This window comes from Burkholderiaceae bacterium DAT-1, from assembly GCA_019084025.1.
In the GTDB taxonomy this organism is placed as follows: domain Bacteria; phylum Pseudomonadota; class Gammaproteobacteria; order Burkholderiales; family Chitinimonadaceae; genus DAT-1.
In genome coordinates this window covers 133,581-147,616 of record JAHRBI010000007.1, presented here as the reverse complement: position 1 = coordinate 147,616, position 14,036 = coordinate 133,581, and the positions used below count along the sequence as shown (strand labels likewise).

Below are 14,036 nucleotides of genomic sequence, written 5' to 3'. Positions count from 1 at the left end.
AGGGAGCCAGTCGGCTCCCGGATCAGGATGAGCGCGTTGAACGATATAACGCGATAATCAGTTCAGCCTCTCCTCTGGAGATGCCACACCCTGCAGCCACTGCTGCAGGATCCAGGCCTTGTCTCGCCAGCACAATGGCCTGATTGTAGGCTGAAGGTTCTTCAGTCAGCTTGGCTGACTCCTGATGATGTACGCCGATGGAAACAGGCGTGAGTCCAGACTTGATTTGCTGAACCTCTTTGCGCAGCGCATTCAGCTCTTGCCGCATCAGCTCATGCGAACCATTTTGTACTTTTACATCCGTACTGGAGCGGCGATTCATTCGATTGGCGAACCACAATCCCTCCGCTACGTACACGGCCACCAATACTACCGCCAGCACGATCAACTGCGTCCAGGAAATCACGATTGCACTCATGTCTTACCTCGATCTCATATTGCGCCTGGACAGCAGGCCCGCTGTATTCATACTAGCGGGTCTGATAGGTCATACCCAAGCGACGGTTCCTTGTAGATGAATGATCGATCTCAACAAGCGTTTCCGCCAATGCTGCCCGACATGCGGTTGCCCGACGCGTTGCATCTATATGCACATCATTGATCTTAAACAGAATACCCTGTATCTCCTGCCTAACAGAATCGGGCATTTCGGCGATATCTGCATCCGTCAATCTAAGTTGTGACAACAATTCTGCCTGAGCTTCCGCCAGAACCGGCAATTCTTGCCACTTTTCCGACATCGCAACTTCCATCATTTCGCGGGAAATTTCCAGCAAGCGCTGGCAGGTATCCATTACTGTCTGTACATCCTGAGTCATGATGATCCTCGAGCACGCTAATCCCATGCTTTATAAGCAAAAAATGCGCCAATGGCGCATTTTTTGGTCGGCAGCGACATTTAGGCATGCCCCCATGTTTTGGCTGGACTACTTCGTTCAACTGGTGGGATCAAATCCATGATCTGGTCAAGCGATTTGTTTTTTTCTTTGCTCTCTCGAGAATCAAGCTCTTCCCAGGCACTTTTCAATGTCCCCAGTAAAGTTAACACTTCATTTAGCTTTTCTTCATCGTTCTGAGCATTGCCAAAGAATAGACGAAACGTCATCCATGTATATAAGTCGTCCAAGTTCTGCGCAATTTCGCCACCGGCATTTTTATCCAGAGACAGCCTCAGGCCCTCTTCGATAATAGACATCGCCCGTTTGATCGCCAATCCCTTTTCCTGCTGTTGCCCGGCCTGCATATGAGTCCTGGCCTGCATGACAGACTGAATGGCTCCCTCATACAACATTATAATGAGCTGATGAGGGCTCGCACTGGCCACCCGGGTAGCCAATTCTACTTCCGCATATCGTCCTGCCGCATTGCGCATATTGGTCAAGTCCTTTTCCAGAAAGTCTGGATCAGCGTGCTCCGCTCTGTTAGCTATTTGATTTATTTAAACTACTGATCGCTTGTGTTAGCTGATTTCCTGTCGCTTGCAGTTTCGATACCAGAGTATCCATCGCAGTGAATTGCTTTTCGTAGTTTGACTTTATGCTAGCCAATCTGCTTTGCCAATCTGTCGCATCACTTTTCAAACGATTAATCTGATCAGTGATGGAGTTTGTTGCATTTGCAAAGATGCCCGATTTTGAAAGCATACCTTGCAGTGATTTTGACAATTGATTCATTGTTCCGCCACTATAGCTAACGGAACCAACCGATCCTGTATCAGGGCCTAACACTCTAACCTGCAAACCTTGAATATTACCACTTGAGGCCGTCAACACCTGCCCCACTCCCTTGGCAGCCAGTCCATTGATTGTTCCCTGCACATCCACACCATTTACCCGTGTTGGATTAGCGAGCCCAAGCATGTTGGCAAACGCTGAATATTGACCATTAATGGATGGAAAATAGATGCCCGATGTTGTACCGTACGAATTAGAAGTAAACTTGAGTGCCTGAGTCCCGCTATCCCAACTGACCTGCACACTTGCGAGATTTCCCTGCAAGACAGAATCAGCATTAATTCTAGACTGCAAATCGCTGGCCAGCGCATTTCCGTCACTATAATGCGTACCGCCTGGCATATTTATCGTGCCTGAATTGACACCATTTACATTGATCGCGAATGACAGGCCGCTTGCCGGAACTGTAATGGATGAAAGCGGATTGCCAGAACCATCTTTATCGAAAGTTGTACTCGGGATAGCCCCGCCGGAAATGCTGCCCTGGGTAGCCAGCTGCGTGACGTTTACCGGATAGCTTCCGCTTGGGACACCAGCCAATGCATTCATGTACTGAAGTTGGGTCGTACTGGTGCTCCCCGCTTGAGACATGACAGATGCAACTGATTTAGGGTCTTTGCTCAGTGCAGCATTAAAGGCAGCCGTATCCAGCGTCATCTGACCACTACCCTGGTCATCCAGATTGAATCCCAAAGTTGCAAACGAATTATAAGAGCCACTACCGTTATAGGTATTCAAGACAGATGAAATCTGGCTTTGCACTTGCTTGATCGAAAAATCACCATTTAAAATTCCCGCCGTACCAGTGGCGCCATCAAATGATGAATACTGGTTAATCACACTCACGACATTATTATAAGCACTGACAAAATTCTGCGCTGCAGTCGTAATTGCTGTCTGGTTTTGACTAATGGAAACCGTTGTAGGATTACCCGTCGATGCCTGTAGCAAATTAATGGTCACGCCTGACAATGCGTTCGATACCGTATTACTAGCAGAGCTCACGGGTACGCCATTAATCTTTAGGGCGGCATTGGCAGCTGAAGTGTTCTGCAACATATTCTGACCGCTACCCACTGCAGCAGTTGGATCAAAAGCCATTTGCGATAAATTACTACCGCTCGTCAGCGCATTACCATTACTATCGAGCGCAGAAATCTTCATAGAATTATTACCACCAGTGGGACTCGCCATCACCAAGTGATACTGACTACCATCATACAGAATACTGGCTTTCACGCCAGAATTACTGGCGTTAATTGCATTCATTACACCCGTTAATGAGTTATTCGTACTGTCAATTTTAATTGAGATAGTATTGGCATTCGCATTGGCGGTGAACGCGCCACCGCTATATTGTCCGTTATTCAAAGTACCCGTTGTGGTACCCAGCGAAATATTCAGGGTTCCCGTTCCAACAGTTGCATTGGCACTTGCAAACCCGCCGCTCTCTAATTGTTGCGAGGTGGCCAATGAGTTGACTTCAAGCGAAAACGAATTGATATTCGCCGCAGAGGTGGCGGTCACACTGGCTAATGAGCTATTTGCTACTGTTGCCGAATAATTCTGATACAGACTAGTCGCACTCATGGCGGTACTAGCCTTCTCGAATGATGCGACCGCTGTTTGAATAGCGGTGTAAGCAAGATTCTTTTTCACGAGCTCGCTGGATCTCTGCTGAATCATGGTCAGTGGCAAGCTCTCAACCGTCATCAATTTACTGATGATGCTGCCGATATCCAAGCCTGAACCAATCCCTTGGGCTTGAATGAGGCCCGAACTGGACGAGCTATTGCCTGACAAGCTCGAAATAAGATTGGATGCAAGGGTGTTTGCAACCGAGCTAGACGTGCTTGAACTTGTTGATCCGGTAGACGAAGTAGTCATGATGCTTTCTCCAGCAGCTAAACTGGACTCGATGCAAGCAATTTGTGCGCCATCAAGCCTGACTACGAATCAACAGCCCCTGGAAGCGATCAATCGCCTTGGCGATAGACACCGCTTCCTCCGAGGGAATTTGCCGAATCACCTGCTGATTCTCTGAATCCACCACCCGGACAATATTCTTTTTGGACTCTGGATCGACCGAGAATTTCAAACTGACATTCAGCGCCGATGTCATGCTATTTAGCTTGGATACAGCTTCATTCACCGCGCCAGACGTGGCGGATTCCGTAGCGCCCGCACTACCTGTGCGGTGACTGGCCTCTGCATGCGCGGAAGCCGATGCTTCCTGAAGCTGGTTTGCAATATTGGCACCCGTTTGTGCTGTTGCAGTCCCGCTCTTGCTTGCCAGATCCTGAGTTGCTGCGACCGCAGCGACACCATTGACATTTAATTGCATGGTTTTTACTCCTCGCAACTTCGCCCCGATACGAGTTTAACGTACCGGGGCTTTGAAGTTACATTTTTGGTCCCTTTCCCTTACCAGCGGTCAGGGACCTGTCACCCTAGCCCCGCTCAGCTTACTTCAAGAGGCTCAGGATGCTGTTTGGCAGGGAGTTGGCTTGAGCCAACATTGCCGTACCGGCTTGTTGCAGAATCTGCTGACGAGTCATGTTTGCAGTTTCCGATGCGAAGTCGGTATCCTGTACGCCGCTACGTGCCTTGGCCATATTCTGCGAAGTGACTTGCAGATTAGACACTGTTGCTGTGAGGCGGTTTTGCAGTGCACCCAGCTCAGACTGCTTGGTATCGACAATCTTGATTGCATTATCGATGGCAGTCAGGGCAGCGTTTGCACCTTCCACTGTCGTCACACTCAAGCCAGCAGCTGCCGAACCCACACCCGTTGCAGACTGACTGTTTTCCGACACCAGACCAAACTTCTTCAAGCCACTGTTGTTGTAGGGTGACAGAATCGACAGAGCCTTGGAGAAGGTACTGAAGGTACCTTCGGTGCCTGCGCCATCAATCTGAACCGAACGACCATTTACACCCTTCAGCGAGATCTCGCCGCGAATCACGACGAAGGTACTGGTGATACCGGACACCATGGCGGTCGTATCAGACGCTTTGCGGTAAGCGGCTGTAATACCGGAGTTGGTAGAGGTATTCTGCACCTTGATATCCACACCGGACGACGAAGTCAGTACCAAACGACCGGATGTCTGATCTGCACTTGCCACAATACCAGCCAGACCGGAATTGTTGATCTTCTGAACAACCTTTGCCAGATCGCTGTGGTCGGTAGACATCGCCGAGAACGCAATCTTGTTGCCGTTGATGGTGATACCACCAGACAACTTGTTCAGACGCAAGCTCAGCGCAACCGAAGTAGAGGCCGATGCAGTGACACCAGTCTGACCGGATATCTGGTTAATTGCCTGTGCCATGTCAGATGCTGCACGAGTATTGGCGGCACCAACCAGTACCCCATTAATCTTGACGATATCAGTGGTGTTCTTTGTCGGGTCATATACAGCAGAGCCACCGGAGCTCTTGGAGAAGATAGTGTATCCAGAACCTTCCTTGAAGACACGCGACCCTGTCACTACCACCCCATTGCCTGCAGTTTGATTCAGACCCAGAGCGTTCAGGCTGTCCTTGCCAGTTACATTGCTCGAACTACCCGAGGAAGGATTGATACCTGCAGCAACAGAGATCGGCTGTCCGCCTGCGCTCTTGAAGGAGAGATAGCCTTCGTATGTGCCGGCGGTCATACCGGAGTTAGCAACATTGCCGCCAATTTCAATTCGATCACCCGTGGTGTTATTCAGCACCAGGTTGCCGTTCTGGCCAATGCTTGCCGTCACACCCGCCACTTGCTGATTGATATTATCAACCAATTGCGACAGGGTAGACGCATTGTTGATGGTGGTTGCAGTGCCGCCACCCACTTTGATTTGCAGCCCGCTGACAGTCGAATTAACCGATACAGTCGCGGTTGCGCCCTGCACGTTGTTAAACGCTGAAGCGGTCACACCACTCTGTCCTGAGTAGGCATTGATCTGCGACACAATATTGGAGACAACCGGTTGACCACCACCGCCCACAATATTGGAAGAGAACGATACCTGAATACCATTCAGCACGATACCCAGTGTGCTACCTTGAGAGAAGGCACCCAGGCGGCCGGAGGTCAGTGATCCAGAGCTAATGGTGGAATTCAGCGATAATGTCTTAGTACTGACTTCACCAATCGTGAAGCTCATTTGCTGTCCTGCATTTGCACCTACTTGCAAGGTAATCGGCTTGGTCGCTGTGGTGCCAGAAAACAGGTTAATCCCGTTAAACTGCGCGGAGCTCGAGATGCGGTCGATTTCCGAATAGAGCTGGGAAATTTCTGTTTGGATGTCCTGACGGTTCGAGTCGGTGTTGGTACCGTTAGATGCCTGAACAGCCAGTTGACGCATACGTTGCAGAATGTTGCCGATCGATTGCAGGCCGCTACCTGCAGTCTGTGTCAGCGACACACCATCTGTGGCGTTTTGGGCGGCTTGGTTCAAGCCGTTTATTTGTGCAGTCATCCCATCCGAAATGGCCAGTCCGGCAGCATCATCAGCCGCACTGTTGATACGCAGGCCAGTTGACAGACGTTGAAGGGATTTTTGCAGCCCCATCTGCGAGCTGTTCAACGCATACTGTGCCTGGAGGGAGGCAATATTGGTGTTAAGCACTAAAGCCATGACAATCTCCTGAGTGTGAAGGCTCGACTTGCCTGTCCGGAGCCAGTAAATCCATGTTCTGCGCTACCTGTCGAATTCGGGTCGGCAATGATTGCCTGCCTGGACCTTTCAACGGGTGGCCATTCAGACCACTTCCTAGGCCACTTATCGTCAGTGGGGCGGCAAACTTTAGGCGCAGAGCGGCAATTTTTACCGTCGAGGGCTTCAATCCGACCAATGGTCATTTTTGCCGTCCGGCATGGAAGCCTTTGCCGCCCTTAAATGACTCGAGCCGCACAACAGTGCGGCTCGCCAGAGGATGCGTACCTAGATATCGCGAGAGTGCTTAGCTCAATAAGTCCCATGAGACGGGTGTGCCGCGCCTAATCGCGCGCGCAGCCTTTCTACCGAGTACCATTTCAATCATCCCCGGCGGTAATCCGTGTCCGGGACGGATCGCCTTCACGCAATCCGCCGTCACGGTCTCTCCCGCAGCAATATCCTTAACGACATACAGTGAGCGGCGATAGGCCAAAGAAGCCTTTTCTACCGATGTCGGACCGTACACCACCTTGCCCATCGCCTCCCACGCACGAAGAGACTCTGTGACCAGTGCGGATAATTCCTGCGGTTCAAGTGAAAAGGTTGAATCGACTCCCCCATCGGCTCGATTTAGTGTGAAATGTTTCTCGATCACGCTTGCGCCGAGCGCGACAGCCGCGACCGATGCCCCTACTCCCATGGTGTGGTCAGATAGACCGACCTCACACCCAAATAATTCGCGTAGATGAGGGATGGTTCGCAGGTTGGTGTGTACAGGGGAGGCCGGATACGTGCTGGTACATTTAAGCAGTACGATGTCTTCACAGCCTGCCAGCCTAGCGACTCGAACAGACTCATCCAGCTCGGCAACCGTCGCCATACCAGTGGAAATGATTATGGGCTTACCCGTTGCCGCTACTTTACGAATAAGCGGTAAATCGGTATTTTCAAAACTGGCAATCTTGAAGGCAGGTACATCCAGACTCTGCAAAAAATCGACGGCCGTTTCATCAAATGGCGTCGAAAACGCCAGCATGCCTAATGACTTGGCGCGCTCGAATATGGGTGCATGCCATTCCCAAGGGGTATATGCCTGCAGGTATAGCGAATAAAGCGACTGCCCCTTCCACAGACTATCGCCCTGACTGATATGGAACTCACCTTCGTCCAGATCAAGCGTCATGGTGTCGGCTGTATAGGTTTGCAGCTTGAGCGCATGTGCACCAGCCGCCGCTGCTGCATCGACAATAGCCAGCGCTCGATCGAGCGATTGATTATGATTTCCACTCATCTCCGCAATGATAAAGGGGGGATGATCTGAGCCTATCTGTCGCGTCCCTATCCGCATACTTCCTCCTCGTGCCAAGCTAGCGCACCTGTTCAAGCGATATGGCGCATGCTGATTCAAGCGCATACGCTACACGCTCAGCACCCAGCCCATCCACTACACCCATAAGCTGCTCGGGCGTGTGACTCAGAATTAATCCGCGCGTATCGCGAATGGCAGTGAGTGCTACTTGCCAATCTTTTTCACTTACCTCATCTGCCGAACCAAGCAGTTTGATCAGCCCTAGCCTGTCTAGCCAGGCTGCAATCACTTTCTGATTTTCCGCCACCGTAACCACCAGTGTCGGCAATCCCATACAAAGCCGTTCCCATGTAGTGGTTCCGCCCGCTCCAATCGCCACATCAGATGCGGCCATTATGTGTGCCAAGCCTGCTTGTGGCGGCAAAAGATTCAATCCGGGAACATGTTCAGACAGTTCAAGAAGCACAGCCCAGTCCTCATGAGTCGGGGACAGGATGATATCCATCTGTAAACTGGATGGCGCTAGTTCAGCGTATGCCTTTGCCAGCTTCAGACAGAGATGCCACCGGTCTGTACCGCCAAAGCTAGCCATCATCTGGAGAGGATCTGATTGGCGCCGCTCCTTCATGCGTTTTTGTCGCTGCTGACGACATTGCACATAGTCGGAGTGCAGGATGGCAAAATGTGGGCCGAGCAACAATTGGCACGCCTCTGGAACCAATTTGATGTAGCGGGAGTTCTGATCATCCAGCAAGTTTTGATCAAGTAAGAGATCGCATGCATGTGGGCGATTGGCCAAATCATCCAGAACCATGAGATTGGATACCCCCAGAGCACCTTTGACAGCGGACTCCCAATGCCCATCCAGTCCATAGTGATCCACAATCAGCACATCAGGGGCAAAGGTTCGCAGTGCGTCAATCGTCTGGCGTGCATCCGTCTCCCAGTCTAAAGACTGCGGAGATCCGATGACCCAATCACCATTGAGTGCTGGGCTGGGCAAACGATAAACCGCCAGGCCGGCTTGTTCGATCCAGTCGCAACGATGCCCCATATCCGTTCGGCAGACAAACGCCACAACATGTCCGCGCGCGCGAAGCACCTGAGCGAGCGTGACACACCGTACGATATGCCCGGTGCCTATCCACCCGGACGCATCCGCGCGAATGGCAATGCGCATGCTCATCAGTCCGGTACTCCCACTGTATCCATATCCGCAAGTACCCGATGCAGTACCTCTGCTCTTTTCCAGTCTTCTGGCACATCAATATCCTGCACACGATGGCGGGGAATGGGTACGGCAACCGCATTCGCTTGAAACGGATGAATCCCGCTTGTCCATGCCTGCTGGGTACCCCAGTAGAATTGTCCGGCATCATGCCACGCAGTCGGTAAATCCTGAGATCGCGTTCCGGCATGCTCCGGCCAAAACATGCTTGCACCGCTCTGCGGATCAAGCCTCAGTGCACGTTGAATTGGGAAAGGAAATGTCGTCACCGGAAATGCATAGTCTGCCTGGCGTTCGAGCATTAAAGCACAGCCTTGTCTCAGGTCTTCCGGCAGGATGAAGGGCGCGGTTGCATAGATGCAGCAGATCAGCGCATCAGTAGGCAAATTGCCAAGCTCGGCCATGGCATGCGCTACAACAGGAACCGTTCCACTATGATCATCGGCCAGATGGGAAGGCCGCAAAAAAGGTACCTCAGCGCCTGCCTGCAACGCAATCCCGGCAATCTCCTCATCATCCGTTGATACCACGATTCGATCAAAACAGTGGCTTTGTTTTGCCGCCTCTATTGACCACACAATCATGGGTTTACCATGAAACAGACGAACATTTTTGCGGGGAATCCGCTTGCTGCCGCCTCGAGCAGGAATAATCGCGACATGGGACATTGCGTTCACCGTCCACAGGTTTGCCGACAATAAAAATCTGGCGCGGTTTAACTGACTATGAAACTAAGCAGGCACGGTGTCTAAAGAAGCCTTGAGCGCTGCAACCACGCGATCTTGCATGGACTCGGTCATGGCCGGAAAAAGCGGAAGCGTAATCGAGGCCTGATAAAAGCGCTCGGCGACCGGGCAATGCCCTGGCCTGAATCCCAAATCCTGATAATACGGCTGCAAATATACAGGTATGTAATGCACATTTACCCCTATGCCAGCCAGTCGAAGTGCCTCGAAAGTTTTCCCTCGAATGGATGCATCATGCAACTGAACAGTGTAGAGATGCCAGGCGGATTGATTCAGCCCTTCGATGGCCGGACATTGCACAGGCAATTGCTTAAGCAATCGATGATAGCGCTCAACCAAAAACCGTCTCTGGGTTAGAAAGGTATCTATTTTCTTGATCTGGCTAAGGCCGAGTGCCGCCTGGATATCTGTCATCCGGTAGTTGTAACCCAATTCCAGTTGCTGGTAATACCACGCGCCATCAGGTTCGCCCCGCATGAGATTGGCATCGCGGGTAATGCCATGACTACGCAAACTTGCCATTCGCTCAGTCAAGCCACGATCCCGTGACAGCACAGCGCCACCTTCACCCGTTGTAATGATTTTCACAGGGTGAAAGCTAAATACGGTTGCATCAGAAAAACAGCAGGCGCCAGTGGGGCCACGTGTATCGCTTGACCCGATTGCATGCGATGCATCTTCAACAATCTTAAACCCGTACCTAAGTGCCAACTGGTGAATGCGCGCCATATCACATGGCACGCCTGCAAAGTGTACCGGCACCACCACATCCGGCAGCGTGCCATTTACTTCGGCTTGCGAAAGCTTTTGAGTCAGCGCCTCGACAGATAGATTGCCCGTAGCAAAGTCCACATCCACAAAATCTACCGTTGCCCCGCACATCAGCGCTGCATTTGCTGTGGCCACAAATGTAATCGGACTCGTCCAGACCCGCTTGCCGGGCGAAACGCCCAATCCGAGGTAAGCGATATGCAACGCCGATGTCGCACTATTGACCGCAACAGCATGCGCCCCCTGACAGAGTGCACTGAGTGCATGTTCAAAGCTAGGTACCGCCGGCCCTTGGGTCAGGAAATCGCTTTCCAGAACGGCACGCACCGCATCCAGATCTGCCTGATCAATTGATTGCCGGCCATAGGGAATCATTTTTGCGACTCGTTCAATGCATGAATTTCGTCGTCATTCAAAAACCAGGCATTTGTCGCCGAGCTATATTCAAACTGATCATCGACGGGCACACCCCGCTCCCCAATCTGATTCAACAGATAATTGACTCGGTCGGAAAACTGGATCGTAGGCTTGATGACATAGTGATCATCAAACTCCAAGGTCTGGAACGCCGCATCAACCGGCACCATCAATTCATGCAGCTTTTCGCCGGGACGAATCCCGATTAGCTTAAATGGCAAATCAGGCGCCATTACACGGGCGAGATCCGTAATACGCACGGACGGAATCTTGGGCACAAACGTTTCGCCACCGTGCATCCGAGCGAAATTCTTGATGACAAACTCCACGCCCTGATCCAGGGTGATCCAGAATCGGGTCATACGCTCATCGGTAATCGGTAGCTCTCGCGCCCCTTCGGCAATCAGTTTTCGGAAAAATGGCACGACAGATCCGCGTGATCCGACCACATTGCCATAACGTACCACCGAAAACCGTGTTTTATGTGCGCCAACAATATTATTGCCTGCAACAAACAATTTGTCCGAAACAAGCTTAGTCGCGCCATATAGATTGATCGGGCTCGCAGCCTTATCTGTAGACAGGGCAATGACTTTCTCTACGCCATTTTCAATTGCTGCCTTGATAACATTCTCCGCGCCTGTCACATTCGTACGAACACATTCAGTCGGATTGTATTCCGCAGCAGGCACCTGCTTTAGCGCAGCGGCATGCACTACAAACTGCACATCTCGCATGGCATAACGCAAGCGTTCGCCATCGCGAACATCGCCAATAAAATAGCGCATGCATGGCGCATTGAACTCCTGCTGCATCTCATATTGCTTGAGTTCATCGCGAGAAAATACAATGAGTCTGCGCACATCGTATCGCTCAAGCATATGCCGGACAAAACGACGTCCAAATGAGCCCGTGCCGCCAGTGACGAGAATCGATTTATTATCAAACATATGCGAGACCCTCTTCAGCATGCTCGATTTGAGGCTCGAAGCCTTCTGGCCATGTTTCCCAGTGCTTCAGCTCTTCCTTCATGCGGGATAGGAAAAGCTTGAGATTCTCGATGGCTGCTACTGCCAACTCCCGAATCTTTGCCTCCTCTTCCAACCCGCAACTCATTGCATATACCAATCTGAAATAAACCAGCAGGCTGCCGCTGATTGCAACCCAGACCGCACGATATTCAGGGTTATCCGGCTCCCGATCTACCCGCAGTGTCGCAAGCATGCCCAGAAGATCCTCTCGCGAATCAATCTGCTCGGGGATTTGTGATAGCAAATAATCAATGTAGGCATCGACATTATGGGTAAATGCGACCGATCGCTGATCTAGCGTTTCAACGTCCATTTGCTCGAAGCAGCTACGGAAACTTGCCATGAATGCCGACTTATCTCCGCCGAGCGAGCGTAACTTAATACCTGGATTATCGAGTTTCAGCGGATATGTTCCTGTCATCGCAGCACCATCCGCCGTATTAAAGAATCGCGTTGCAGGGCAATTCACCATCACCGATTCAGCTGTACGCCGCGCAGCATCGAATACCACACTGGTCATAACTTGATCGCGGAAGTTTCCCTTTACCGGGATGCTCGATTCCTCGGGCTTCCATTTGGCCATATTCATGGTCGCCCCTTGCTTACCGTATTGGTACTGCTCATCGTTGTGGTAGATCGTATCGTCAGCATGATGCTTGTCCGCATCAATCCAGCCATAGTCAACACCACATAGCACTACTTCGGCAAACTCGAACGCAGAACAGAGCGAGATTGCTGCATTGGTGACGGTAGGTCCGGTCACAAACTGCAGTTGATCCCCAAGCAAGGCGTGAGATGCAGTGTCCTTGGCCTTACCAAGCATCAACACTTCACCTGCGACATTAGCGATTTCCGGATAGAGCAGTGGCGGTATCACCACTGTCAGTGATTTTAAATAGTCGAGTGGCGCCTGTTGCTTAAAGGTGTCGATCTGGCTAGCCGGTCGTTCAATTTCAATATGGAGATCTGGTTTGATACCGTTCCGGTAAAGCGCCCTCAGCGCAGTGCCGCACGAAATAACCACCATTTCATCCTGATTTTCCTTGATGAAGGGAATCATGTAATCAAGCGAGGGCCCTGCCCCGCAGACAATTGCCCGGCAAGCTTTGCCGCTTTTTTCAACCCTGCGGCAAATGGGGAACTGATTTTTACGCAAGTTAAACCACGAGTGGCGCAGCGAAGCCAATTCATCCTCAAAGAAGCCCCAGCCAATGTGAACCATACGCATGGCATCACCCAGACGGTTCTTAAGCTGTTCGGTATCTTCAAGCACCTGAACGCCATGGAAGAATGCTGCTCCATGTACAAAATAGGGCGGCCAGTATTTAACAATGCTACTGGTAATATTGTGCGCCAGTTGCTCTGGACTGCGCTCAAGAATCAAGGTCAGCTGACGATTCTCTGCAGCACAACGATCAGCCAGTCCGATAAAATCGGTAAAACACATCGCCATTTTCATGCCGGTTGGATCGTAATCTGCAACGATCAGATGGCGTACATCAAAACGGTCAATCAGCCGTTCCAGTTGCCAACCATCGCCCACGCCGATCACGATTAAAATCGGGATAAATCCCTTCCCAAATTGAGGGTAAGTGGGTATTTCATCCGGGCGAATTTTTGCGAACGCCTGTCGCAATGCCATAGTTGGCCCGCGCGAGATATCCTGACCATATATGTTTTCGAGCCACGAGCGCTCGCGGTTGCCGCCATTCGCTGTAGAAGCTTCATCAGGGTTCACATCGAATGTGCTATTAACACGAACGACAGAGCGCAGCGGACCCTCCATCTCTTTAATCTGGATGGCGGTTGCACCCCATAATGCCGCAAGGGGTACATCCACACGACCAAAATCGGGATCATTCAGTACGATCTGAATTGTCCCTTTCTCATCCGGTGCCAAGTCGACCGTACGCTGAGATGGATGTTCCAAGGCCTGAAACACCTCTGGTGCGGCTGATTCCAGCCAGAGATAATTGGCCTGATATGTCGCCTCAATTCGTTTGATGACCGCCTGACCCAGATTATTCATGCTTGTCTTCCCGTCGCATTATTCAAACCAGTCGGCAAAACGCGCCGCCCAAAGTTCTTTAGCAATATTCAGGCCAGACCAATCAGATAGGCGGGAAAGACGCAGTGGGAGAATCACCGCTAG

The 14,036-nt window shown here is 51.2% G+C and carries 12 protein-coding genes; all 12 read right to left on the bottom strand.

The genetic code is table 11. From position 1 onward, the window contains the following. Positions 1 to 22 precede the first annotated feature (22 nt). On the bottom strand, positions 23 to 418 hold the full coding sequence (locus KSF73_15695; GenBank protein MBV1777163.1) for a DUF2802 domain-containing protein: 396 nt from the start codon (positions 416 to 418) through the stop codon (positions 23 to 25). Between the two features lie 52 nt (positions 419 to 470). Beyond that, a complete protein-coding gene (locus KSF73_15690) occupies positions 471 to 818 on the bottom strand; it encodes a hypothetical protein (GenBank protein ID MBV1777162.1) in 348 nt (115 codons plus the stop codon). 80 nt (positions 819 to 898) lie between these two features. Continuing rightward, entirely contained in the window at positions 899 to 1,381 is a 483-nt protein-coding gene (fliS, locus tag KSF73_15685; GenBank protein ID MBV1777161.1) for a flagellar export chaperone FliS, read from the bottom strand. Positions 1,382 to 1,421: 40 nt separating this feature from the next. Continuing rightward, positions 1,422 to 3,620, bottom strand: a complete 2,199-nt coding sequence (gene fliD, locus KSF73_15680; protein MBV1777160.1) for a flagellar filament capping protein FliD — start codon at positions 3,618 to 3,620, stop codon at positions 1,422 to 1,424. Between the two features lie 52 nt (positions 3,621 to 3,672). Beyond that, a complete protein-coding gene (locus KSF73_15675) occupies positions 3,673 to 4,077 on the bottom strand; it encodes a flagellar protein FlaG (protein MBV1777159.1) in 405 nt (134 codons plus the stop codon). A gap of 121 nt (positions 4,078 to 4,198) precedes the next feature. Beyond that, a complete protein-coding gene (locus KSF73_15670) occupies positions 4,199 to 6,361 on the bottom strand; it encodes a hypothetical protein (GenBank protein MBV1777158.1) in 2,163 nt (720 codons plus the stop codon). A gap of 325 nt (positions 6,362 to 6,686) precedes the next feature. Beyond that, a complete protein-coding gene (pseI, locus tag KSF73_15665) occupies positions 6,687 to 7,730 on the bottom strand; it encodes a pseudaminic acid synthase (protein MBV1777157.1) in 1,044 nt (347 codons plus the stop codon). 19 nt (positions 7,731 to 7,749) lie between these two features. Beyond that, positions 7,750 to 8,877, bottom strand: coding sequence for a UDP-2,4-diacetamido-2,4,6-trideoxy-beta-L-altropyranose hydrolase (gene pseG, locus KSF73_15660; protein ID MBV1777156.1), 1,128 nt, complete (start codon positions 8,875 to 8,877; stop codon positions 7,750 to 7,752). Beyond that, on the bottom strand, positions 8,877 to 9,587 hold the full coding sequence (pseF, locus tag KSF73_15655) for a pseudaminic acid cytidylyltransferase (GenBank protein ID MBV1777155.1): 711 nt from the start codon (positions 9,585 to 9,587) through the stop codon (positions 8,877 to 8,879). Before pseF ends, pseG begins: the two co-directional genes overlap by 1 nt. Before the next feature lie 63 nt (positions 9,588 to 9,650). Next, positions 9,651 to 10,811: a UDP-4-amino-4,6-dideoxy-N-acetyl-beta-L-altrosamine transaminase gene (gene pseC / locus KSF73_15650; protein MBV1777154.1), complete on the bottom strand. Its 1,161-nt coding sequence runs from the start codon at positions 10,809 to 10,811 to the stop codon at positions 9,651 to 9,653. Beyond that, positions 10,808 to 11,803 (bottom strand): UDP-N-acetylglucosamine 4,6-dehydratase (inverting), encoded by a 996-nt coding sequence (pseB, locus tag KSF73_15645; GenBank protein ID MBV1777153.1) that lies wholly within the window; start codon positions 11,801 to 11,803, stop codon positions 10,808 to 10,810. The genes pseC and pseB overlap by 4 nt, the downstream gene beginning before the upstream one ends. Continuing rightward, positions 11,796 to 13,913, bottom strand: a complete 2,118-nt coding sequence (locus tag KSF73_15640; GenBank protein ID MBV1777152.1) for a DUF115 domain-containing protein — start codon at positions 13,911 to 13,913, stop codon at positions 11,796 to 11,798. The genes pseB and KSF73_15640 overlap by 8 nt, the downstream gene beginning before the upstream one ends. Positions 13,914 to 14,036 lie beyond the last annotated feature (123 nt).